The organism is Rhodococcus sp. 320_ES (assembly GCF_059691855.1).
The window spans coordinates 221602-243085 of sequence record NZ_JCAWAG010000004.1 but is presented as its reverse complement, the minus strand read 5'-3'; the positions used below and the strand labels follow the sequence as shown (position 1 = coordinate 243085).

Sequence of the window (21484 nt, the reverse complement as noted above, 5' to 3'; positions counted from 1 at the left end):
GACGTTACCTATCACGAGTGGATCGCCAGGAGGTGGTTGTGCTGGTTGCCGACGACGACCGCAGCGTCGCGGTCCTCGTCGGTGAGCGTTTTCTGGTTCTCTTCCGGAATCAGAGTGACGCCGGGCTGTCGTTGCAGAGCGGAGACGGCGGCGTCGAACTCGGCACGGGGGACCGCGTCGAGCGCTGGACGCAGCCGGGAAAGGCGCACGTACGCACCAGGTTCCGACGCCAGCGACGCGTAGGCGTCGCGGACCTGCTGCTCGACATCGACGGTCGGGGCGATGACGATCGGCGCCTGCGCGGGCGGGACCGAGATCACGGCCGGGGTGTCGCGGGGGAAGAACACCTCGGCGGGACGAATGTCGTCGCGGTGGAACCACCGTCCCAGCCCTGCCATGACGGTGAAGAGCGCCTTGCTCGGCCCCGCTGCGCCCTTGGGTGCCTCGGTTCCCATGAGGTCGGCGCAGAACTTCCAACCCTTGTCGGTGAGTTCGAGCGACATCGGACGGTTCCCCACGATCTCGATCAACCCCTTGGCGCGTAAGCGGTCTCGCTGAGGCTTCTTCAGTTCCGGGCCCAACAGGGCCAGGTCGGGGTTGCGCACCGCCCGCGCCTCGGCCATCAGCACCATCAGCACGGCGATCTCCGTACCGGTCAAGTCGTCTGCGCTCATCCGAGTGCCCCCTTCGATCGTTGTGCCACAGCCTTGTGAATTGTCGCCAACACGCGTTCGTGGTCGGCCTGGACGTCCTCGTTGGTGAAGCGCAGAACGATGTACCCGTGCGTCTGCAGGGCGTTGTCGCGCGAGCGGTCGGCGGAGAACTTGTCCCGTGCGCGGTGTTCCGGACCGTCGATCTCCACGACCACTTTCTCCTCGGCCCACAGCACGTCGACGGTGAACGGCTCGGAGAGCTCCGTCAACTTCACGACACGGTTGTGACCGCGGCCCGTGGCCCACTCACGGGCAGAGAGCAGCCGGTGGAGCGTGCCCTCCGCAGCGGACGCCGCGTGAGGCCGACCCTCGACCGGAGGGAAGCTCGACGGACGAAAGCGATCGACGATCGTGGCGGCGTCGGGCGGCGCACTCGGCGCGGCCACCCTGATGCGGGGGAATCGCTCGACTCGGTGTCCGCCGGTCAGCCATACGCCGATGCCGTTGCCACACAACCACTCCGCGGCGGCGGCCACCTCGTCGGGGTCGGCGTCGTCCTGCACGTCGAGGATCAGGACGGTCGACGATCGGCCGTACGCAGCGGCGATCACGCGAGCGACCTCCGTCGCCCTCGTCTCGCGAGCGAACGCGTCGCTGCTCGGAGTCCGCTCGGCCAGTCGGGCGTCGACGAGATGTGCGAGGTACGGGCCGTAGAGCGCCGAGCCGGCCGCGACGTCGTGAGCGCGGACCCGCGCGGCCGCACGCGCCAGCGTCGACCGATCACCGTCGTCGAACCCCGGAAGCCACATCGGCACGAGGTCCGTCGCCGCGTGCTCGAGCGCGTCGAGCACGAAGGTCACCATCTGGGAGGACGGACCGTCGGTGAGCGAGACGAACAACGGAGCGGGGGCGTCGGCAGGAAGGGGATCGACGGATTCGGCGAGGTCGCGCAGCGGCGCACCGTCGAGGCGGATCACCCGGTCCAGCGGTAGCCGCTGCCACCACGGCGGCGCGTCGACACGGACGTCGGTCACAGCGGCGGCACCCCCATTTCGCCCGGTTCCATCCCCCGAAACCGTACGCGGGAGCAATGAGCCGCGTCGGGCGGGTTCACCGTCCGAGCAGACCGCCCAGCGCGCCGCCGACACCGGACTGCTGCCCACCACCGGTTCCGCCGATCATGCCGCCCGGCGGCTCCTCGGACGGCTGCACGACGACGAAGCCCTGACCCGAGAACGACAGGGTGAAGCGCTCGCCGGTGCTCCGGCCGATCAAGGTTCCGAAGTTGAGTTGGTCGTTGCGCTTGACGCCCGTCTGCAGCCTCGACGACCAGCACACTGCTGCCTGGGGATCGGCGAACGTGGGCTGGTCGACGTTCAGCACCACCGGAACGCCGTCGGTGGTGATGGCGATCCGTCCGCGACCGGTGAAGACGCAGTTGAACAGGCCGGCGTTGCTGCCCATGGCCGCGCCCTGCACTCGGCCGATCTTGTAGGACAGCGTCGTGTCGAACGCGAGCACGTTGGCGCCGTTGATCGTGAGCCCGTCACTGCCGTCGAGGTCGATGATGTGCACGTCCTGAGCAGCGTTCGCCAGGAACAGGTCGCCGCGGCCGCTGACCTTCATGAGGGGCACACCCTCGCCGGACAGCTTCTGGCGCACGATGTTTCCGATGCCGCCGGCGCCGAGGGCCTCGAATTTCAGATCGCCCTGATAGGCGACCATCGATCCGGCGCGCGCCATGACCTCGCCGTTCATCCCGACCTTGGCCATCTTGCTGCCCTGCTTCTGAATACCGATCCCGGCGCTGGACTCGGCGTAGTTCGGGGCGAACAGTTCGCTCTGCATGGGTAGCGCTCCCTGGGTCGGTGCCGGCGGTGGTGGGGGTTGGTGAACAGGCTGCGCGGGCGCCGGTTCGTCGTCGATCGAAATTCCGTAAGCCGTTGCGATACCGGCCAATCCGTTGTCGAAGCCCTGCCCGACGGCGCGAATCTTCCACGCTCCGGCGCGGCGGTAGATCTCGAGGCAGACGACGGCCGACTCGGTGCTCAGACCGGTGATGTCGAAGTGCACCAGTTCCTGGCCGCTCGAGTCGGCGACACCGATCGCCAGGAAACCGGCTCCTGCGAAGGTCGCCGGGCCGGTTCCGTCGAGGCTGGCGGTGATGGCGATGGTCTCGACGTCGGGCGGAACCTGCGCGGTCTGTACGTGCACGATCCGGCCGTCATACCGGACTCCGGGGCCGGACGGATTGTTGAAGAACACGAGGTCGGCGTCCGATCGGACCTTGCCGTCGGTGCCGAGCAACAGGGCGGAGACGTCGAGGGCGGATGCCCCTGCCACCGTCACACCGAGGGTGTCCGACGGTGCGGGACAGTTCTCTCCGCGCGCGAGGGTCTTCACGGCGTCCAGTGTGCACGGTTTCCCGGGATGCGGCCAGATCGTGAGCTACCCAGCGGCGCTCACCGCATCGTCGAATCGGGCCCTGACCTCCGACGGCGGAACCAGCCCCCAGGCCTCGAACTGCGCGCGAACCTGCTCGGCCGAATCGATGTTCAGCGGTCCGCTGGTCCACAGCGCGTACGGCAGGTTCAGGAACCGCCGGTCGCGGACGGCGGGAATGGCGGAGATTCCGGGACGTGCTTCGAGCAGCGCCACCTTCTCCTCGAAGGTCTGCGGCGGGTAGTCGACGAAGAGGAAGGCGTCGGGGTTCGCGGCCGCGACTCGCTCCCACGACACTGCCGTCCACGTGTCGTCGAGGTCGGCGAGCGCATTCACTCCGCCCGCGGCGTCGATGATCGCCTGCGGGGCACCGAACTTCCCGCTGGAGTACACGGTGTCGCTGGCACTGTCGAACAGGAACACCACCGGCGGGCGCTCGGCCTTCGGCGCGGACGTGAGGGCGGCCAGTCGAGTGTCGAGGTCGGCGACCACGCGGCCCGCGTCGTCGGTGTGGCCGATGATGGCGCCCAGATTGGTGAGATCGGTACGCAGGGCGTCCCACGGGGCAACGACGCCGCGAGCCCGTTCCCCGTCCTGCTGCCTGCAGCTCTCGGTCAGGATGTAGGGCGCGATGCCGTCCTCCTGCAGCGATGCCGGGGTGAGGTTCTTCTCCTCGCTGTAGCCGTAGTTCCACCCGGCGACCATCACGTCGGGGTCCTGCGCCAGCACCGTTTCACGCGACGGATATTCCGGCGCCACGGACTTCAAGGAGTCGACGGCGTCGCCGTAGTGGCGGCGCAACGTCTCTTCGTCGCGCTGGATGCTCGACACCGCAGCCACGGAATCCTCCGCCTCCAGCGCGAGAACCATCGACACCATGTTCCCGTCGTTGACGAACATTCGCTGGGCCGGCGAGGGGAAGCCGACCTCGGCGCCGCAGTTCTCGAGTGAGATCGACGTGGTGTCGGACGCGGCCGGGGCGGTGCAGCCCGCCAGGCCGAGCACGAGCAGGACGGAGACGAGCTTCTTCATGTGCGGTCCTCGAGGGTGGTGATGAGCAGGTGGGTTTCGCCGGTGTCGGGGTGGATCACGGGCGTTGCCTTGACGCCGAACACGTCGGCGAGAACAGAGGGGGAGAGGGCGTCGGCCGGCGGTGCGACCGGACGGGTGGTGCCGCCCTGCACCACGACGATCCGGTCGCAATGGGTTCGCGCGAGCGCGAGGTCGTGCAGAGCGACGACGACCGTGCGGCCCGAACCGCGGATCAGGTCCATCACGTGCAGCGAGTGCCCGACGTCGAGGTGGTTGGTCGGTTCGTCCAGCAGCAGAATGTCGGTGTCCTGCACCAGGGCTCGCGCGAGCAGAACCCGTCGACGCTCGCCGCCGGACAGTTCCGTGACGCGACGCTCGGCGAAACCGGCCAGGTCGACGCGCGCGAGTGCGTCGCCGATCGCCGCGGACGGAGGTGCACCCCAGGGAGGCAGGTAGGGAGTGCGTCCCAGAGCGACGACCTCGCCGGCCGTGAGGTCCGCGTCGGGGTGCTCGTCCTGGGTGAGAAGCGCGACCGCGCGTGCACGGCGGCGAACCGAGAGCCCGTGCAGGTCACGGTCGCCGACGGTCACTGTTCCCGCTACCGGGCGAGTGAGTCCGGCGAGGGTCCGCAGCAGCGTCGACTTTCCACTGCCGTTGGGTCCGACCAGGCCCAGTACCTCGCCGTCGGTGGTGGCGAGGTCGACGTCTCGCAGGACGGTACGGCGACCGACGCGACACGTCAGGCCCGTCGCGACCAGGCGGGTCACGTCGCTCCGCCGAATCGATAGCGACGACGCCCCATGACGACGAGGAAGATCGGTGCGCCGATCAGTCCCGTCAACACACTGACGGGAATCTCCGCGGGGCGAGCCAGGATTCGCGTTGCGATGTCCACCCACACGAGAAGCAGCGCTCCGCAGAGCGCCGCCGTCGGCAGCAGCACTCTGTGCGTCGGACCGACGAGCAGACGGGCGATGTGGGGAACCACCAGCCCGACGAAGCCGATCCCGCCGGACACCGCGACCAGGACGCCGACGAGTACCGCGAGCAGGAGGAACAGCCCAAGCCGCAGGTACCGCACGGGAACACCGAGCGAGCCGGCCGAGTCGGGGCCCAGCATCAATGCGTCCAGCCACCCCGACGCGGCGAGGAGAACGACTCCGCAGACCAGGACCGTGACAGTCGGTAGCAGCAGGCGACTGCGGTCTGCTCCCGCGAGTGAGCCCAGTAGCCAGAACAGAACGGACTGGGCCGCTGCCGGGTCGCTGCTCCGAAAGACCAGATAGCTGCTCAGCGACGAGAACGACGCTCCCAGAACGGTTCCCGTCAGCACTAGTCGCAGCGGGGTGAGGCCGCCCTGTGCGAGCGCCACGAGAAGGACGAGCGCGCCCGCCGCGAGTGCGCCCACCAGAGCGCCGGCGGACAGCGCCCACACCCCGGCTGCAGCGAATGCGCCCGTGGTCAGTACGGCGGCTGCGCCCACTCCGGCTCCGGAGGAGACGCCGAGCAGATAGGGGTCGGCCAGTGGATTACGCACCAGCGTTTGCATCGCGGCCCCGGCGAGGGCCAGTCCCGCACCGACGACGGCAGCAAGGATCGTGCGCGGCAGTCGCAGTTCCCAGACGATGGTGTCGAGTGATCGAGAGACCGAACCGGCGCCGGTGATCCGCGAGGCGAGAACGTCCAGAACCGTCGCGACCGGAATGGGCTCGGCGCCGAACGCGGTGCCCAGCGCAAGACTCGGAACGAGCAGCGCCGGCAGAATCAGGAGAACGACGGTGGCGGGCGGTCGCCGCCGCGAGGTCAACAGGTGCAGTCGGGTGGACGCGAGGGTGTCGAAACGATCATGCGGCGGCCTCCATACGGGCGGTGCGCGGCCCGTGATCGGTGCGTCGGCGACGAGTGAGGTCTGGCTCCCGTTGCCCACGAATGTCCTTGGGCAACGGTCACAGTGGCGCGACCGCTCCGAATTCGCATCGGATTCTCGGGTTCGTCGCCCGGAATGCGCAGAATGCTAGCCGGTCGACGATTTTGTGTTCCACCGGCGTGTTCCCTACACTTGACCGGTTGCCTGCGGTAGAGGCGTGCTTCGAGCACGCCCCGGTCCGGGCAGCAGACCACGCGTATCGGGTCGGAATCCGCTACGTACTTTCATCCAGGTCTGAGGAGATCAGAGTGATTCAGCAGGAGTCGCGAGTACGCGTCGCTGATAACACTGGTGCAAAGGAAATCCTGTGCATCCGTGTTCTCGGTGGTTCGTCACGCCGCTACGCCGGGATCGGCGACATCATCGTCGCCACCGTCAAGGACGCCATCCCCGGTGGCAACATCAAGAAGGGCGAGGTCGTCAAGGCGGTCATCGTCCGTACCACCAAGGAACGTCGCCGTCCGGACGGTTCGTACATCAAGTTCGACGAGAACGCTGCCGTGCTCATCAAGCCCGACAACGATCCGCGCGGAACCCGCATCTTCGGCCCGGTCGGCCGCGAGCTGCGCGAGAAGAAGTTCATGCGCATCGTGTCGCTTGCTCCGGAGGTGTTGTAAATGAAGGTGCACAAGGGCGACACGGTTCTCGTCATCTCCGGTAAGGACAAGGGCGCGAAGGGCAAGGTCATTCAGGCCTACCCCGACACCTCCAAGGTCCTCGTCGAGGGTGTCAACCGCATCAAGAAGCACACCGCTGTCTCCGCCAACGAGCGCGGCGCATCCTCGGGCGGCATCGTCACCCAGGAAGCTCCCATTCACGTGTCGAACGTGGCCGTGGTGGATTCCGACGGCAACCCCACGCGTATCGGTTACCGCCGCGACGAAGAGTCCGGCAAGAACGTGCGCATCTCCCGTAAGAGCGGGAAGGACATCTGATGACAACCACCGAAGAGAAGACTGCTCCTCGCCTCAAGGCGCGCTACCGCGCCGAGATCAAGGACGCGCTCAACAACGAGTTCGCCTACGACAACGTCATGCAGATCCCCGGCGTCGTCAAGGTCGTCGTGAACATGGGTGTCGGCGACGCCGCCCGTGACGCGAAGCTGATCAACGGTGCGGTCGCAGACCTCGCCGCGATCACCGGCCAGAAGCCGGAAATCCGCAAGGCTCGCAAGTCCATCGCGCAGTTCAAGCTCCGCGAAGGAATGCCCATCGGCGCGCGCGTCACGCTGCGTGGCGACCGTATGTGGGAGTTCCTCGACCGCCTCGTCTCCATCGCGCTTCCCCGCATCAGGGACTTCCGCGGGTTGTCGGGCACCCAGTTCGACGGAAACGGCAACTACACGTTCGGCCTGAACGAGCAGTCGATGTTCCACGAGATCGACGTGGACTCCATCGACCGCCCGCGCGGCATGGACATCACCGTCGTGACCACGGCAACCAACAACGAAGAGGGCCGCGCGTTGCTCAAGCACCTCGGCTTCCCGTTCAAGGAGATCTGAGCGTATGGCAAAGAAGGCACTGATCAACAAGGCCAACAAGAAGCCGAAGTTCGCGGTTCGCGCGTACACGCGCTGCCAGAAGTGCGGCCGTCCGCACGCTGTGTACCGCAAGTTCGGTCTCTGCCGCATCTGCGTCCGTGAAATGGCGCACCGCGGCGAGCTTCCCGGAGTGCACAAGAGCTCCTGGTGATCTGAAGAGTTCGAAAGGCCCGAGTCGTATGGCTCGGGCCTTTCGGCATTTCGTAGGTAGTTTTCTGCACCCAACTCGTTCGGAAATGCGGAAACCCGCCGGTTCGGCCGAGTTGGGTGCAGTTCCGAGGATCATGGTTCACATGACCAGCCCAACCGCCGACATCGATTTCTACTTCGACCCCGTGTGCCCCTTCGCCTGGATGACCAGCAAGTGGGTGCGCATCGTGCAGTCCCAGCGCGACTACTCGGTCGACTGGAAGTTCATCTCGCTGCGATTGATCAACTCGCACATCGATTACGACGCGCATTTCCCGCCCGAGTACGAAGCCGGCCACACCGCTGGGCTTCGACTGCTTCGCGCCGCCGCCAGCGTGCGCGCCGACCGCGGGCGTGAGGACGTCGCGCGTCTGTACTCCGCGTTGGGCGCGCGGATCTTCGACTCGCCGCCGGACCCCGACGAGCACCCCGGCTTCCGCGGCACGGCCGACTTTCTCGCGCCGATCCTGGCCGACCTCGGCATTCCCGACGTCCATCTCGCCGCGCTGGACGACGACAGCTGGGACACCGTGATCCAGGGCGAGACCGACGCCGCGCTGGCGCTGACCGGCAAGGACGTCGGCACGCCGATCCTGCATTTCCAGCCACCCGAGGGCGTCGCATTCTTCGGCCCGGTCATCTCGCGGTTGCCGAGCGAGGACGAGGCGGCAGAGCTCTGGGACCACGTGATCGGGCTGGCGACATTCCCCGGCTTCGCCGAACTCAAACGCAGTCTGCGCGAGCAGCCGCAGCTCAGAGGCCTGGGTGTCGCCGATGACGAGGTGGGAGTGCAGGAGGACTGGCACGGCGGCAGTCGGCGCCAGAAGAAGTAACCCGGCTGTCCTGTTCGCCCGGCATGCGCGGCTCGACGGGTTTACTGTCTCTCCCATGACGGATGTGGCGCACACAGAAAAGACCGAGTCGCCCGAGCTCAAGCGGGTCCTCGGGCCCGGTTTGCTGCTCCTGTTCATCGTCGGCGACATCCTGGGCGCAGGTGTCTACGCCGTCACCGGCGACATGATCGAGAACGTCGGCGGAATGGCGTGGCTGCCATTCATCCTCGCGTTCGTGGTGGCGACGCTCACCGCGTTCTCCTACCTCGAACTCGTGTGCAAGTATCCGCAGGCCGCCGGGGCCGCGCTGTACACGCACAAGGCGTTCGGCATTCACTTCGCGACATTCCTCGTCGCGTTCGCGGTCATCTGCTCCGGAATCACGAGCGCGTCGACGTCGTCGAACGTGGTTGCCGGAAATCTGCTCGCCGGCTTGCACGAAACCTTCTCCAGCGCAGACGGAGTGGGGTGGTTCGACGTTCCGACGGGCGACACCGCGCAGCTCGTCGTCGCCCTGCTCTTCATGTGCCTGCTCGCCGCCATCAACCTTCGCGGTGTCGGAGAATCGGTGAAGTTCAACGTGATCCTGACGATCATCGAGATGGCGGCTCTTGCCATCGTCATCGTGATCGGATTCGTCGCGGTCGGAAGTGGTAGCGCGGAGGGCGATATCGCCAACCTCGTGGTCTTCGAGGACGCGAACGAAAAGGGGTGGTTCCTCGCGGTGACCATCGCGACCACCATCGCGTTCTTCGCCATGGTCGGCTTCGAGGACTCGGTCAACATGGTCGAGGAGACGAAGAACCCCGAGAAGATCTTCCCGAAGATGATGCTGTCGGGCCTTGGAATCGCCTGTCTGATCTACGTTCTGGTGGTCGTGGCGGTGATCGCCGTGCTTCCGCTCGACTACGACTCGGGCAGCGAGGGCATCCTCCTGCACGTGGTGCGGCTCGGAGCGCCCAGCCTGCCGATCGACGAGATCTTCCCGTACCTCACCGTGTTCGCGGTCGCCAACACCGCGCTGATCAACATGCTGATGGCCAGCCGGCTGATCTACGGACTCGGCCGTCAGCGCATCCTGCCCAAGGGGCTCAGTTCCGTTCTGCCCAAACGTCGTTCGCCGTGGGCGGCCATCGCCTTCTCGACGCTGCTCGCGATCGTGCTGATCGTGGTCGTCAACCGGTTGTCGGGCAATTCGGTGGTCAGCGCACTCTCCGGGACCACCGGCTTGTTGTTGCTCTGCGTGTTCGCCGTGGTGAACATCGCGAACCTCGTGCTCAAGCGCAAGAAGGAGACGACCGGCTTCAACGCACCGCTCTGGGTTTCGGTGGCCGGCGCCACGCTGTGCTTGTTTCTCGTCGGCCCCTGGGCACGCACCGACGCTCAGATGATTCAGTACCGCATCGCCGGCGCCATGTTGCTGCTCGGCGTCGCGCTGTGGGTGGTCACGTACTTCGTCAATCGGGCGACGATGGGGAAGTCGCGCTTCATCGACGTCGAAGCGCTCGACCGGGACGAGAAGGCCAACCTCGGTGACCGGGTGCGGGATCGCGGGGACTCGCTCTGAATCGGCGGTGCGTACAGCGGCCAGAACTGCACGATCGGTCTCGGTAAGCGAGACAGATCGTGCAATAACGACGGCCGACGGCCAGTTGGCGCCCAGTCCAACCCGATTTGGTCCTCACCAGCGCATTGCCTACACTTGCAGGGTTGCCCGGGTTCCGTCGTGCCTGCACGCGGACCCGCTGCACCCGAACTCGGTAGAGCGTCACCCACTTGGCAGTGCCCCCGGCACTGGCAGGAGCTACCACCCCTGACCTGCAACAGCCGGTCAGGACAAGTTACTTCGCTGTAGGCCCACGATGTGACGAGCCAGGCCCCTTCGAACGGGGCACCAGCCCGCGCGTGTTGCATGGGAACCGCTGCGAGAAAGGGCCATGACTTCTGCCATGACCATGACCGACCCGATCGCAGACTTTTTGACGCGTCTGCGCAACGCCAATTCGGCGTACCACGACGAGGTGAAGCTTCCCCACTCGAAGATCAAGGCGAACATCGCCGAGATCCTCAAGCGTGAGGGCTACATCTCCGAGTACCGCACCGAGGACGCCGAGGTGGGCAAGACCCTCATCGTCGACCTCAAGTACGGACCCAGCCGCGAGCGCAGCCTCGCCGGTGTCCGCCGGGTGTCCAAGCCCGGACTGCGTGTCTACGCAAAATCCACCAATCTGCCCAAGGTCCTCGGCGGGCTGGGTGTGGCGATCATTTCGACGTCCACCGGCTTGCTCACCGATCGCCAGGCGGCTCAGCAGGGCGTCGGCGGCGAAGTCCTCGCGTACGTCTGGTAAGGGAGGCCACCACTATGTCGCGTATCGGAAAGCTGCCTGTGACGGTCCCCGCGGGCGTCGATGTTGCCATCGACGGCCAGGACGTCACGGTCAAAGGCCCCAAGGGCACACTGAGTCTCACGATTGCCGAGCCCATCACCGTCGCCAAGAACGACGACGGATCGATCTCGGTCAGCCGGCCCGACGACGAACGTCGTAGCCGCTCACTGCACGGACTGTCGCGCACCCTCGTCGCGAACCTCATCACGGGTGTCACCACCGGTTACACCACCAAGATGGAGATTCACGGCGTCGGCTACCGCGTGGCGTTGAAGGGAAGCGACCTCGAGTTCGCTCTCGGATACAGCCACCCGGTGCCGATCTCGGCGCCCGACGGCATCACCTTCACGGTCGAGACCCCCACCCGTTTCTCGGTGTCGGGTATCGACAAGCAGAAGGTCGGACAGATCTCCGCCAACATCCGTCGCTTGCGTCGTCCGGACCCGTACAAGGGCAAGGGCGTTCGCTACGAGGGTGAGCAGATCCGCCGCAAGGTCGGAAAGACAGGTAAGTGATGAGCAATCCCGAAACAACCCAGAAGAAGCGCATCCCGCTGGGCAAGGACGTCTCCACGCGTCGTCGCCTGTCGAAGACACGTCGCCACTTCCGCCTACGCAAGAAGGTCTCCGGCACGCCGGATCGGCCTCGGCTGGTCGTGAACCGGTCGTCGCGTCACCTGCACGTGCAGCTGATCGACGACCTGGCCGGCCACACGCTGGCCTCGGCGTCGAGCATCGAGCCCGACGTTCGTGCGCTCGACGGCGACAAGAAGGCGCGTGGCGCCAAGGTCGGCGCACTCATCGCCGAGCGTGCCAAGGCTGCCGGTGTGGACGCTGTGGTCTTCGACCGCGGCGGCCAGAAGTACGCCGGACGCATCGCGGCCCTCGCCGATGCGGCTCGCGAAGGCGGGTTGAAGTTCTGATGATGACTCTTACGAACGGAAGGACAGCCTGATGCCGGGACGTCAACGGCGTGACGGCGGAAGCGGCCCCGCCGGACCCAACACTGGAGGACCCAACGCGGCCGGAGGTGACAACCGCGGCGGAAACGATCGCGGCGGTCGCGGCGGTCGCGATTCTCGGGGCGGCAACGCTCAGGAGAAGAACAACCTCGAACGCGTAGTCGCGATCAACCGCGTCTCGAAGGTCGTGAAGGGTGGTCGTCGCTTCAGCTTCACCGCCCTCGTGATCGTCGGTGACGGCAATGGTCTGGTCGGCGTCGGCTACGGCAAGGCCAAGGAAGTTCCTGCGGCCATTCAGAAGGGTGTCGAGGAGGCTCGCAAGAGCTTCTTCCGCGTCCCGCTGATCGGTAGCACCATCACGCACCCCGTTCAGGGTGAGGCTGCGGCCGGCGTCGTGATGCTGCGTCCGGCCAGCCCCGGTACCGGTGTGATCGCCGGTGGCGCCGTGCGCGCCGTGCTGGAGTGCGCCGGAGTTCACGACATCCTCGCCAAGTCGCTCGGTAGCGACAACGCGATCAACGTCGTCCACGCAACCGTTGCAGCGCTGAAGGCTCTGCAGCGTCCGGAAGAGGTTGCGGCTCGTCGTGGCCTGCCGATCGAGGACGTTGCTCCCGCCGGCATGCTCCGCGCTCGCGCTGCAGCAGCAGGGAGTGCAGCTCATGGCTGACCTGAAAGTTACCCAGATCAAGAGCTCCATCGGTCAGAAGAAGAACCAACGCGACAGCCTGCGTACGTTGGGCCTCAAGAAGATCCGCCAGACGGTGACTCGCGAGGACAACGAGCAGAACCGCGGTCTGATCAACGTGGTGCGTCACCTCGTCACCGTTGAGGAGGTCACCAAATGACCATCAAACTGCATCACCTTCGCCCGGCTCCGGGTTCGAAGAGCGCCAAGATCCGCGTCGGTCGCGGTGAAGGCGGCAAGCGAGGCAAGACCGGTGGTCGCGGTACGAAGGGCACGGGTGCTCGCAAGAACACGCCGGCCGGCTTCGAGGGTGGACAGATGCCGCTGCACATGCGGCTTCCCAAGCTCAAGGGCTTCACGAACCGCAACCGCGTCGAGTACCAGGTCGTGAACCTGGTCGACATCGAGCGTCTGTTCCCCGAGGGTGGCGAGATCTCCAAGGACGATCTGGTCGCCAAGGGTGCAGTGCGCAAGAACCGTCTGGTCAAGATCTTGGGCGACGGCGACTTCTCGGTGAAGGCCAACATCACCGCCGACAAGTTCACCGGCAGCGCCAAGGAAAAGATCAGTGCAGCCGGCGGAACCGTCACCGAGCTGTAAGAACACCGCGTGAGTTGATGGCCGCGGCACGACCACACCGTCGTGCTGCGGCCATTGCCTTTCGTAGATCGCCCGACTGGCCAGGTCGGTCGCCGATCGCCCGCTGTTAGAGTGCTTAACGGCGGTCCCGGTGCCTCGCACCGGGCTCCTTTACTTCTTTTCAGATACCCGTCCCAGGAGGATCTTTGCTTTCCGCCCTCGTGTCGGCCCTCAGGACTCCTGACCTGAGGCGGAAGATCCTCTTCACGCTCGGCCTGATCGCCCTGTACCGCTTCGGCGCGACGCTTCCGTCGCCCGGCGTCGACTACGGCAACGTCCGTCAGTGCATCGACCAGGTTTCCGGCGGATCGTCGGCCGGTATCTACTCGCTGATCAACCTGTTCTCCGGCGGCGCGCTTCTGCAGCTCTCGGTGTTCGCGATCGGCATCATGCCCTTCATCACCGCCAGCATCATCGTGCAGCTGCTGACCGTCGTCATTCCGCGGTTCGAGGAACTCCGCAAGGAGGGCCAGGCCGGTCAGGCGAAGATGACGCAGTACACGCGGTACCTGTCGATCGCGCTGGCCGTGTTGCAGGCCACCGGTCTCGTCGCTCTCGCGTCGCGCGGCCAGCTGCTGCAGGGCTGCAACCTCGACATCATCGCCGACAGCTCCATCTTCGGACTCGTCATCATCGTGCTCGTCATGACCGCGGGTGCTGCCCTGGTCATGTGGTTCGGCGAGGTCATCACCGAGCGCGGCGTCGGCAACGGCATGTCGCTGCTCATCTTCGCCGGTATCGCCTCGCGCATCCCGTCCGAGGGCAAGTCCATCCTCGACAGCCGCGGCGGCCTGGTGTTCGGCCTCGTGTGTGTGGCGGCGTTGCTGATCATCGCCGGTGTCGTCTTCGTCGAGCAGGGCCAGCGCCGCATTCCGGTGCAGTACGCCAAGCGCATGGTCGGCCGGAAGATGTACGGCGGATCGTCGACGTATCTCCCGCTGAAGGTCAACCAGGCCGGCGTCATCCCGGTGATCTTCGCGTCGTCGCTGCTGTATCTGCCGAACCTCATAGCCCAGCTCACCAACGCAACCACGGCGGCGGACCCGAGCTGGTGGCAGAGGGCCATCAACACGTATCTGGTGAACCCGGCCAACCCGGTGTACATCCTCATCTACTTCGGCCTGATCGTCTTCTTCACCTACTTCTACGTCGCCATCACGTTCAACCCCGAAGAACGTGCCGACGAGATGAAGAAGTTCGGCGGCTTCATTCCGGGTATCCGGCCGGGTCAACCCACGGCCGACTACCTGAATTTCGTTCTCAGTCGCATCACGCTGCCCGGAGCCATCTACCTCGGCACCATCGCTGTTCTCCCGAACCTGTTCCTCGACATCGGTAGTTCCGGTGGCGCCGCGCAGAACCTGCCGTTCGGCGGCACGGCCGTGCTCATCATGGTGAGCGTCGGCCTGGACACGGTGAAGCAGATCGAGAGTCAGCTCATGCAGCGCAACTACGAAGGGTTCCTCAAGTGAGACTCGTTCTCCTCGGTCCTCCCGGTGCCGGCAAGGGCACCCAAGCCAAGCTCCTGTCCGAGAAGCTGGGCATCCCGCACGTGTCGACCGGAGACCTCTTCCGCGCGAACATCGGCGAGTCCACGCCGCTCGGAATCGAAGCGAAGAAGTACCTCGACGCGGGCGATCTGGTCCCCAGCGAGTTGACCGTGGACATGGTGCGCAGCCGCGTCTCCGAGCCCGACGCCACCGGCGGCTTCATCCTCGACGGTTTCCCGCGGTCGGTCGGTCAGGCCGATTCGCTGACGGAGATCCTGGCCGACATGGACCAGAAGCTCGACGCCGTCGTCTCGTTCGTCATCGACGAGGACGTGGTGGTGGAGCGGATGCTGGCGCGTGGTCGTGAGGACGACACCGAAGACGTCATTCGCAACCGCATGAAGGTCTACCGCGCCGAGACGGCTCCGTTGCTCGACTACTACAAGGATCACGGCCGCCTGGTGACCATCGACGCCGAGGGCGACGTCGACGAGGTCAACCGGACTGTGCTCGACGCGATCAAGTAAGCATGGGTTTCGGACGTAAGCGCAAGGTCGTCCCGTTCAAGACTGCGGGCGAGCTGGACGCCATGGCCGCGGCGGGCGAGATCGTCGGCCGGGCTCTGGTCGCGGTCAGGGAACACGCGAAGCCCGGCGTCTCGACGCTCGAACTCGACCAGGTTGCCGAGTCCGTCATTCGTGATGCGGGCGCGGTGCCGTCGTTCCTCGGCTACCACGGATTCACCGGCAGCATTTGCAGCTCGGTGAACGAAGTTGTGGTGCACGGGATTCCGAGCTCGTCCGTGGTCCTTGCCGACGGTGATCTCGTGTCCATCGACTGCGGTGCGATCCTCGACGGGTGGCACGGCGATTCGGCGTGGACGTTCGGAGTCGGCGACATCATCGAGGCCGACGCACTGCTCAGCGAGGCGACGCGGTTGTCGATGGAAGCCGGCATCGCAGCGATGCTGCCGGGAAATCGGTTGACGGACGTCTCCCACGCCATCGAGCAGGGCACGCACGCTGCCGAGAAGGCGCACGGACGCTCGTACGGAATCGTGGACGGGTACGGCGGCCATGGGATCGGCCGCGAGATGCACATGGATCCGTTCCTCGCGAACGAAGGTGCACCGGGAAAGGGTCCCGAACTGGTGGTGGGTTCGACGCTGGCCATCGAGCCCATGCTGACCCTCGGAACCTACGAGACCGACGTTCTCGACGACGGGTGGACCGTGGTCACCACCGACGGAACCCGCAGTGCCCATTGGGAACACACCGTCGCGGTCACCGAGGACGGCCCGAGAATTCTCACGGCGAGGCCCTGACCGCTGTGCGCGATTTCATGCCCTGGAGGGCATGAAATCGCGCACAGCAGGGGTCAGGCCGAGTGATCTGCGGGAACCGTCTCCGACTCCTTCGGCGGCGGCGGAGGCGTTCCGTCTCCGAACGGCCTGCCGCCCAACGCCTCTCGGCCGTGCGGGGAAAGCCAGTTCGACAGGTCCGGGCCCTTGGGCACGATCTGCGTCGGATTGATGTCCTTGTGCACGATGTAGTAGTGCTGCTTGATCTGGACGAAATCGGTGGTGTCACCGAAACCGGGAGTCTGGAACAGGTCTCGGGCGTAGCCCCACAGCGCCGGCATCTCGATCAGCTTGCTGCGGTTGCACTTGAAGTGCCCGTGGTAGACGGCGTCGAAGCGGGCGAGGGTGGTGAACAGTCGCACGTCGGCTTCGGTGATGGTGTCGCCCACCAGGAATCGCTGTCGTGACAGTCGCTCCTCGAGCCAGTCGAGCCGCCCGAACAGTTGGTCGTAGGCCTTCTCGTATGCCTCCTGCGATCCCGCGAACCCGCAGCGGTAGACGCCGTTGTTGACGTCGGTGAACACCAGTTCGGCGACTTCGTCGATCTCGCTGCGCAGCGCCTCGGGGTAGAGGTCGGGTGCGCCGTCGCGGTGGTACTGCGTCCACTCGGTCGAGAAATCGAGTGTCATCTGCGGATAGTCGTTGGTGACCACCTTGCCGCTCTCGACCTCGACCATCGCGGGAACGGTGATGCCGCGGGGATAGTCGGGGAAGCGGGCGAAGTAGGCGTCCTGGATCCGGGGAATCTTCAGGACCGGGTCGAGTCCGTCGGGATCGAGATCGAAGGTCCAGCTTCGCTTGTCGTGCGTCGGACCGCAGATGCCCATGGAGATAACGTCTTCGAGCCCGAGGAGCCGGCGCACGATGATGGCGCGGTTGGCCCAGGGGCAGGCGCGGGCGACGACCAGCCGATAGCGGTTCGGTTCGACGGGCCACGTCGCTCCCGAGTCCGCGGTGATGCGGTCCTCGATGTAGTTGGTGTCGCGGTTGAACTCGTCTTCTTCGACGTACGAACCTTCGTTGCTCATGTCTCCACGGTACTGGTGAGCGTGACCTGCGTTCGGATGCCGAGCTCGGTGTAGCCGAGGGCCTCACCCAGCAAGCGCCCGGCGAGGTTGTCCACGTGCGCCTGCCATTGCGGAACCAGGCCGGCGTCGATGGCGTCGTTCGTCGCCAATCGTGCTGCGGTGAAGCCGAATCCGCGTCGTCGACGATCCGCTGCCGTGAGCACTCCCATGTCGGCGACGAAGCCGTGGAACTCGACGTATCCGGCGCTGGAGACGGGACGCGCCGACTCCTCGCCCTCGGCGTCGTCCATCACGGTGAACCAGTTTCGCTTGCGCGTGATGTCCGCCTCGGCCGCGTCGTCCGGAGGCACCGCTGCTTCCAGCGCCAGAACGTGATCGAGGTCGTGCGAGATGAGGGGGCTTTCCTGGCTCACGTCTCCGCGCACCTCGTCGGCGTAGGCAAGGGTCGTCGGCCCGGCGCACCGGCCGGCGCGGCTGCCCGCGAGGGCGCGAATGCCGTCGCGCGTCGCGAGTGTCTCGTTGCTGACGCCGTCGGCTCGGGAGATCGCCCACGACGGACCGGTCAGGGCGCTGCGGCCGTCGAGCACGACGAAGTCGATGGTGTCGGCGTCGTCCTCCTCGGCCACCACCCGCGTGCGCGGTTCGAGGAACGCGTCGTCGGGCAGCCCCAGTGCGCGCGCCCAGGCAAGTCGAACGATGTCGATCTGGTGCGAATTCACCCCTCAACGCTAACGGGACACCTTGCACGGCGTGTACTCCGCGTCGTATATTCCATGTGGAATATTCGACATGGGGCATTTTGTCCGAATTGGGAGGTGAGTCGTGGCTGGGATCGGCGGGCAGGCCGAAGGCCGGTCGGGAATCACCGCACTGACGCCCATGGGCATTGCTGTACTCGCCCTGCTGTTCGAACGGGCCATGCACCCGTACGAGATGTATCAACTGTTGATCGCCCGCAAGGAAGACCGACTGCTCAAGATTCGGCCGGGCTCCCTCTACCACACGGTCGATCGCCTGGCCGAGCGCGAACTGGTGGCCTCCGTGGGCACGGACCGCGACGGCAACCGCCCCGAGCGCACCACGTACGAGGTCACCGACGCGGGCAAAGATGCACTGCGAGAACGTCTTGCCGAGCTGCTCGCTCAGCCGTCCGAGGAATACCCGCAGTTCACCCTCGCCCTGTCCGAGGCGCACAACCTCAGCGCCGAGGCCGCGTCCGAACTACTGAAGAACCGCATCGAGTTGCTGCAGAAGGATCACGACGAGCTTCGACTCATCGGCGAGTCGGTCGGTCCCAAGCGCATCTACTACGTCGGACTCGAGTACACCCTCGCCATGCGCACCGCGGAACTGTCGTGGCTGCGTGCTTTCGTGCGCGACATCGACAGCGGCGCACTCGACTGGCAACCCCACAGCCTCCCCACCACCCTCACCGAAGGACTTCGATGACCACTCCCACCACCGCCGCCGCGCCGCAGACCAGTCCGTGGCTCTCACTATGGGTCCTCTGCCTGGGCTTCTTCATGATTCTCGTGGACACCACCATCGTGGCCGTCGCGCAGCCCGCCATCCTGACCGGCCTGAACACCGGCATCGACAACGTCATCTGGGTCACCAGCGCCTACCTCCTCGCCTACGCGGTGCCGCTGCTCGTCACCGGGCGTCTCGGTGACCGCTTCGGTCCCAAGAACCTCTACATCGGCGGCCTGATCGTCTTCACCCTCGCGTCGCTCTGGTGCGGTCTGTCCGGCTCCATCGAGATGTTGATCGCCGCGCGCGCCGTGCAGGGCATCGGCGCCGCGATGATCACGCCGCAGACCATGGCCGTGATCACCCGCATCTTCCCCAAGGACAAGCGCGGAACGGCCATGGGCGTCTGGGGCGCCGTCGCCGGCGTCGCCACCCTCGTCGGCCCGCTGCTCGGCGGCGTCCTCGTCGACTCGCTGGGGTGGGAGTGGATCTTCTTCATCAACATCCCCGTCGGCATCATCGCGGTCGTTCTGGCACTGAAGTTCGTGCCGACGTTGCCGACGAACGAGCACACCTTCGACATCCTCGGCGTCGTGCTCAGCGCCGTCGGCCTGTTCTTCCTCGTCTTCGGTATTCAGGAGGGACAGAAGCACGACTGGAACGCCTGGATCTGGACCTCGATCGGGTTGGGCCTCGTGGTCTTCGCAGCGTTCATCGTGTGGCAGGCCCGCAACACGAAGGAGCCACTGGTTCCGCTCGGCTTGTTCAAGGACCGCAATTTCTCGATCTCGAGTCTGGCCATCGCCACGATGGGCTTCGCAATGTCGGGAATGATGTTGCCGGTCATGCTCTTTCTGCAGAGCGGAACCGGACTGTCCCCGACTCGTGCAGCGCTGACCTTCATCCCGATGGCCGTGTTGACCGGTGTCCTCGCACCGATCGTCGGCAAGCAGGTCGACCGGGTGCACCCGCGCTACATCGCGGGCACGGGTCTGCTGCTTCTCGCGATCACGCTGGTGTGGCTCACGCAGGTGATGACCCCCGCGTCACCGATCTGGCAGTTGCTGGTGCCCGTCGCCGTGATGGGTGTCGCGAACGCCATGATCTGGTCGCCGCTCGGTGCCACGGCAACTCGGAACCTGCCGCTGAGTCAGGCCGGCGCCGGCTCGGGCGTCTACAACACCACCAGAATGTTCGGTTCCGTCCTCGGCAGCGCCGGCATCGGCGTCCTGATGCAGAACCGCATCGCCGCCGAACTGCCCGTTCAGGCCTCCGGCGCGGGTGCGGAGATTCAGTCGGGTCGCGTGCCCGCCGTCATTGCCGACGCGTTCAGTTCGGCACTGGCGCAGTCGCTCTACCTCCCGGCCGCTGTGCTGGTGGTCGGTGCGATCGCGTGTGCGTTCTACGCGCGGCCGGCGTTCGGCAATCACGCAGGGACGGCGTCGGCCGCGCCGGTCGACGCGAAGGCGACGGTGTAGCGCGGGCCGCCGCTCCACCCTCACTCGTGGGGGCGGGTCGAGCCTGGCACTGTGAGTCACATGGCCTCCATCCGCTCAGCCCTCCTCCGTGCACGTGACACGTTCTGGTTCCTCCCTGCGGTTCTGGGTCTGGCGGCCGTCCTCCTCGCGCAGGGCCTGATCACCGTCGACAGACGGCTGTCCGGAACGGATTTCGGGGCGTGGGGCGCGTTGCTGTATCGCGTCGGAGCAAGCGGGAGCCGAGACATTCTGGGCGCGATCGGTGGATCGATGCTCGGTGTGGCCGCCACATCGTTCTCCATCACCATTTCCGTTCTTGCGACGGCAAGTTCGACGTACGGCCCGCGGCTCGTGCGCAACTTCATGGCCGACCGAGGCAACCAATTCGTCCTGGGATTGTTCGGGGCGACGTTCCTCTATTCGCTCATCGTTCTCCGCTCCATTCGATCGGCGGCGGACGATCACATCGCGTTCGTCCCGGACATCGCGGTCAACGTGGCGGTGGTGCTCGCTGTTCTCGACGTCGCGGTGCTCGTGTATTTCATTCATCACATCGCCAACTCGATCCAGGTGTCGACGCTCTCCGCGCGCGTTCGACGCGAAATGGTCGATGCAATCGAATTGCTCTATCCTGCAGAGGTTTCCGGCAATTGCGTCGCAGCTCCCGAGTTGGACCGTGCCTCCATGTTCGAGGTCGTGTCGGAAGAGTCGGGTTTCGTCGTCTCGATCGACGAGGACGGACTGCTGGCCGCGGCCACCGAACACGGTGGCGTCGTCGAGCTTCGGATCAGGGCCGGTCACCATCTGGTGGCCGGTGAACCGATGGCTGTGGTGTCGACACCGGACCTGGCTGCGGCGGTGCTGAGCGCAGTGCGGTTGGGAGACAGTCGCACTCCTCGCCAGGATGTGACGTTCGCCGTGCAGCAGCTCACCGAGATGGCCGTCCGTGCCCTGTCTCCGAGCACCAACGATCCGTACACCGCTCGGAACGCTCTCGACGAGCTGGCCGTGGGTCTCGTTCCACTCTCGCGCCGTCCGCTGCCGCTCACGGGGCGCACCGATTCCTCGGGCACGGTCCGGCTCACCGTGACACGGGTTCCTGTGGTCGAACTGGTCGACGACGTGTTCGACGCCGTTCGGGTCTGCGTCGAGAACGACCCCGTCGCCGTCGACGCGGTCATCCGACTGGCACGGCGAATCGGCACCGCGACCGTCCACGAGGACGTGCGGGCACGCGTTCGCGCCAAGCTGGTCGCGTTGCGGCGCACGGTCGAGGCAGCCGGCCCGGATCCGGACGACCTCGCCGTGTTCGACTCGTCGGTCGACGAAGCCCTGAGCGCGATATCGACTCCGACCCGGGCGTGAGAAGC

General features: G+C 65.9%; 26 protein-coding genes. 18 read left to right on the top strand and 8 right to left on the bottom strand.

Annotation, left to right across the window (positions count from 1 at the left end):
• Positions 1–11: 11 nt before the first annotated feature.
• The 6 genes from AC59JP_RS15635 to AC59JP_RS15610 form a co-directional block, all read right to left on the bottom strand.
• Positions 12–674 (bottom strand): hypothetical protein, encoded by a 663-nt coding sequence (locus tag AC59JP_RS15635; protein WP_497326724.1) that lies wholly within the window; start codon positions 672–674, stop codon positions 12–14.
• Positions 671–1687: an endonuclease domain-containing protein gene (locus AC59JP_RS15630; RefSeq protein WP_497326723.1), complete on the bottom strand. Its 1017-nt coding sequence runs from the start codon at positions 1685–1687 to the stop codon at positions 671–673. Before AC59JP_RS15630 ends, AC59JP_RS15635 begins: the two co-directional genes overlap by 4 nt.
• Positions 1688–1763: 76 nt before the next feature.
• On the bottom strand, positions 1764–3065 hold the full coding sequence (locus tag AC59JP_RS15625) for an AIM24 family protein (RefSeq protein ID WP_497327085.1): 1302 nt from the start codon (positions 3063–3065) through the stop codon (positions 1764–1766).
• 36 nt (positions 3066–3101) lie between these two features.
• Entirely contained in the window at positions 3102–4127 is a 1026-nt protein-coding gene (locus tag AC59JP_RS15620; protein WP_497326722.1) for an ABC transporter substrate-binding protein, read from the bottom strand.
• On the bottom strand, positions 4124–4894 hold the full coding sequence (locus AC59JP_RS15615) for an ABC transporter ATP-binding protein (protein ID WP_497326721.1): 771 nt from the start codon (positions 4892–4894) through the stop codon (positions 4124–4126). The genes AC59JP_RS15620 and AC59JP_RS15615 overlap by 4 nt, the downstream gene beginning before the upstream one ends.
• Entirely contained in the window at positions 4891–5892 is a 1002-nt protein-coding gene (locus AC59JP_RS15610) for a FecCD family ABC transporter permease (protein ID WP_497327084.1), read from the bottom strand. Before AC59JP_RS15610 ends, AC59JP_RS15615 begins: the two co-directional genes overlap by 4 nt.
• A gap of 410 nt (positions 5893–6302) precedes the next feature.
• On the opposite strand from AC59JP_RS15610, the gene rplN reads away from it, so the two are divergent.
• The 15 genes from rplN to map all read left to right on the top strand — a co-directional run bounded on the left by rplN (position 6303) and on the right by map (position 16102).
• Positions 6303–6671, top strand: a complete 369-nt coding sequence (rplN, locus tag AC59JP_RS15605) for a 50S ribosomal protein L14 (protein ID WP_497326720.1) — start codon at positions 6303–6305, stop codon at positions 6669–6671.
• On the top strand, positions 6672–6989 hold the full coding sequence (gene rplX, locus AC59JP_RS15600; protein WP_497326719.1) for a 50S ribosomal protein L24: 318 nt from the start codon (positions 6672–6674) through the stop codon (positions 6987–6989).
• Positions 6989–7555, top strand: a complete 567-nt coding sequence (rplE, locus tag AC59JP_RS15595; RefSeq protein WP_497326718.1) for a 50S ribosomal protein L5 — start codon at positions 6989–6991, stop codon at positions 7553–7555. Before rplX ends, rplE begins: the two co-directional genes overlap by 1 nt.
• A 4-nt stretch (positions 7556–7559) precedes the next feature.
• On the top strand, positions 7560–7745 hold the full coding sequence (locus AC59JP_RS15590; protein WP_497326717.1) for a type Z 30S ribosomal protein S14: 186 nt from the start codon (positions 7560–7562) through the stop codon (positions 7743–7745).
• Positions 7746–7887: 142 nt separating this feature from the next.
• Positions 7888–8616 carry a mycothiol-dependent nitroreductase Rv2466c family protein gene (locus tag AC59JP_RS15585; protein WP_497326716.1) on the top strand — a complete coding sequence of 243 codons (729 nt, stop codon included), beginning with the start codon at positions 7888–7890 and terminating at the stop codon, positions 8614–8616.
• Between the two features lie 55 nt (positions 8617–8671).
• Positions 8672–10183: an APC family permease gene (locus tag AC59JP_RS15580; protein WP_497326715.1), complete on the top strand. Its 1512-nt coding sequence runs from the start codon at positions 8672–8674 to the stop codon at positions 10181–10183.
• A 382-nt stretch (positions 10184–10565) separates the two neighbouring features.
• A complete protein-coding gene (rpsH, locus tag AC59JP_RS15575) occupies positions 10566–10964 on the top strand; it encodes a 30S ribosomal protein S8 (protein WP_497327083.1) in 399 nt (132 codons plus the stop codon).
• A gap of 14 nt (positions 10965–10978) precedes the next feature.
• Positions 10979–11518 carry a 50S ribosomal protein L6 gene (gene rplF, locus AC59JP_RS15570; RefSeq protein WP_497326714.1) on the top strand — a complete coding sequence of 180 codons (540 nt, stop codon included), beginning with the start codon at positions 10979–10981 and terminating at the stop codon, positions 11516–11518.
• Entirely contained in the window at positions 11518–11925 is a 408-nt protein-coding gene (gene rplR, locus AC59JP_RS15565) for a 50S ribosomal protein L18 (protein WP_497326713.1), read from the top strand. The genes rplF and rplR overlap by 1 nt, the downstream gene beginning before the upstream one ends.
• 31 nt (positions 11926–11956) lie before the next feature.
• Positions 11957–12631, top strand: coding sequence for a 30S ribosomal protein S5 (gene rpsE / locus AC59JP_RS15560; protein WP_497326712.1), 675 nt, complete (start codon positions 11957–11959; stop codon positions 12629–12631).
• Positions 12624–12809 carry a 50S ribosomal protein L30 gene (gene rpmD / locus AC59JP_RS15555; RefSeq protein ID WP_497326711.1) on the top strand — a complete coding sequence of 62 codons (186 nt, stop codon included), beginning with the start codon at positions 12624–12626 and terminating at the stop codon, positions 12807–12809. The genes rpsE and rpmD overlap by 8 nt, the downstream gene beginning before the upstream one ends.
• A complete protein-coding gene (gene rplO, locus AC59JP_RS15550) occupies positions 12806–13249 on the top strand; it encodes a 50S ribosomal protein L15 (RefSeq protein ID WP_497326710.1) in 444 nt (147 codons plus the stop codon). The genes rpmD and rplO overlap by 4 nt, the downstream gene beginning before the upstream one ends.
• A gap of 185 nt (positions 13250–13434) precedes the next feature.
• A complete protein-coding gene (gene secY, locus AC59JP_RS15545; RefSeq protein ID WP_497326709.1) occupies positions 13435–14760 on the top strand; it encodes a preprotein translocase subunit SecY in 1326 nt (441 codons plus the stop codon).
• The gene (locus tag AC59JP_RS15540) at positions 14757–15305 is read left to right on the top strand and encodes an adenylate kinase (RefSeq protein WP_497326708.1); all 549 of its coding nucleotides are present in this window, start codon (positions 14757–14759) and stop codon (positions 15303–15305) included. Before secY ends, AC59JP_RS15540 begins: the two co-directional genes overlap by 4 nt.
• A 2-nt stretch (positions 15306–15307) precedes the next feature.
• Positions 15308–16102 (top strand): type I methionyl aminopeptidase, encoded by a 795-nt coding sequence (gene map, locus AC59JP_RS15535; protein ID WP_497326707.1) that lies wholly within the window; start codon positions 15308–15310, stop codon positions 16100–16102.
• A gap of 53 nt (positions 16103–16155) precedes the next feature.
• Here map and AC59JP_RS15530 read toward each other — a convergent pair whose 3' ends face one another.
• Positions 16156–17166: a glutathione S-transferase family protein gene (locus AC59JP_RS15530; protein ID WP_497326706.1), complete on the bottom strand. Its 1011-nt coding sequence runs from the start codon at positions 17164–17166 to the stop codon at positions 16156–16158.
• The gene (locus tag AC59JP_RS15525; protein WP_497326705.1) at positions 17163–17885 is read right to left on the bottom strand and encodes a GNAT family N-acetyltransferase; all 723 of its coding nucleotides are present in this window, start codon (positions 17883–17885) and stop codon (positions 17163–17165) included. The genes AC59JP_RS15530 and AC59JP_RS15525 overlap by 4 nt, the downstream gene beginning before the upstream one ends.
• Before the next feature lie 160 nt (positions 17886–18045).
• On the opposite strand from AC59JP_RS15525, the gene AC59JP_RS15520 reads away from it, so the two are divergent.
• The 3 genes from AC59JP_RS15520 to AC59JP_RS15510 are packed head-to-tail and all read left to right on the top strand — an operon-like array spanning position 18046 to position 21479.
• Positions 18046–18615: a PadR family transcriptional regulator gene (locus AC59JP_RS15520; RefSeq protein ID WP_497327082.1), complete on the top strand. Its 570-nt coding sequence runs from the start codon at positions 18046–18048 to the stop codon at positions 18613–18615.
• Positions 18612–20114: a DHA2 family efflux MFS transporter permease subunit gene (locus tag AC59JP_RS15515; RefSeq protein ID WP_497326704.1), complete on the top strand. Its 1503-nt coding sequence runs from the start codon at positions 18612–18614 to the stop codon at positions 20112–20114. The genes AC59JP_RS15520 and AC59JP_RS15515 overlap by 4 nt, the downstream gene beginning before the upstream one ends.
• A 60-nt stretch (positions 20115–20174) precedes the next feature.
• Positions 20175–21479, top strand: coding sequence for a DUF2254 domain-containing protein (locus tag AC59JP_RS15510; RefSeq protein ID WP_497326703.1), 1305 nt, complete (start codon positions 20175–20177; stop codon positions 21477–21479).
• Positions 21480–21484 lie beyond the last annotated feature (5 nt).

Bases quoted from the DNA above. Each gene is read 5' to 3' on its own strand.
- AC59JP_RS15635 (WP_497326724.1), bottom strand. From the start codon at position 674: ATGAGCGCAGACGACTTGACCGGTACGGAGATCGCCGTGCTGATGGTG.
- AC59JP_RS15620 (WP_497326722.1), bottom strand. From the start codon at position 4,127: ATGAAGAAGCTCGTCTCCGTCCTGCTCGTGCTCGGCCTGGCGGGCTGC.
- rplX (WP_497326719.1), top strand. From the start codon at position 6,672: ATGAAGGTGCACAAGGGCGACACGGTTCTCGTCATCTCCGGTAAGGAC.
- rplE (WP_497326718.1), top strand. From the start codon at position 6,989: ATGACAACCACCGAAGAGAAGACTGCTCCTCGCCTCAAGGCGCGCTAC.
- AC59JP_RS15590 (WP_497326717.1), top strand. From the start codon at position 7,560: ATGGCAAAGAAGGCACTGATCAACAAGGCCAACAAGAAGCCGAAGTTC.
- AC59JP_RS15585 (WP_497326716.1), top strand. From the start codon at position 7,888: ATGACCAGCCCAACCGCCGACATCGATTTCTACTTCGACCCCGTGTGC.
- AC59JP_RS15580 (WP_497326715.1), top strand. From the start codon at position 8,672: ATGACGGATGTGGCGCACACAGAAAAGACCGAGTCGCCCGAGCTCAAG.
- rpsH (WP_497327083.1), top strand. From the start codon at position 10,566: ATGACCATGACCGACCCGATCGCAGACTTTTTGACGCGTCTGCGCAAC.
- rplF (WP_497326714.1), top strand. From the start codon at position 10,979: ATGTCGCGTATCGGAAAGCTGCCTGTGACGGTCCCCGCGGGCGTCGAT.
- rplR (WP_497326713.1), top strand. From the start codon at position 11,518: ATGAGCAATCCCGAAACAACCCAGAAGAAGCGCATCCCGCTGGGCAAG.
- rpsE (WP_497326712.1), top strand. From the start codon at position 11,957: ATGCCGGGACGTCAACGGCGTGACGGCGGAAGCGGCCCCGCCGGACCC.
- rpmD (WP_497326711.1), top strand. From the start codon at position 12,624: ATGGCTGACCTGAAAGTTACCCAGATCAAGAGCTCCATCGGTCAGAAG.
- rplO (WP_497326710.1), top strand. From the start codon at position 12,806: ATGACCATCAAACTGCATCACCTTCGCCCGGCTCCGGGTTCGAAGAGC.
- map (WP_497326707.1), top strand. From the start codon at position 15,308: ATGGGTTTCGGACGTAAGCGCAAGGTCGTCCCGTTCAAGACTGCGGGC.
- AC59JP_RS15530 (WP_497326706.1), bottom strand. From the start codon at position 17,166: ATGAGCAACGAAGGTTCGTACGTCGAAGAAGACGAGTTCAACCGCGAC.
- AC59JP_RS15520 (WP_497327082.1), top strand. From the start codon at position 18,046: ATGGGCATTGCTGTACTCGCCCTGCTGTTCGAACGGGCCATGCACCCG.
- AC59JP_RS15515 (WP_497326704.1), top strand. From the start codon at position 18,612: ATGACCACTCCCACCACCGCCGCCGCGCCGCAGACCAGTCCGTGGCTC.
- AC59JP_RS15510 (WP_497326703.1), top strand. From the start codon at position 20,175: ATGGCCTCCATCCGCTCAGCCCTCCTCCGTGCACGTGACACGTTCTGG.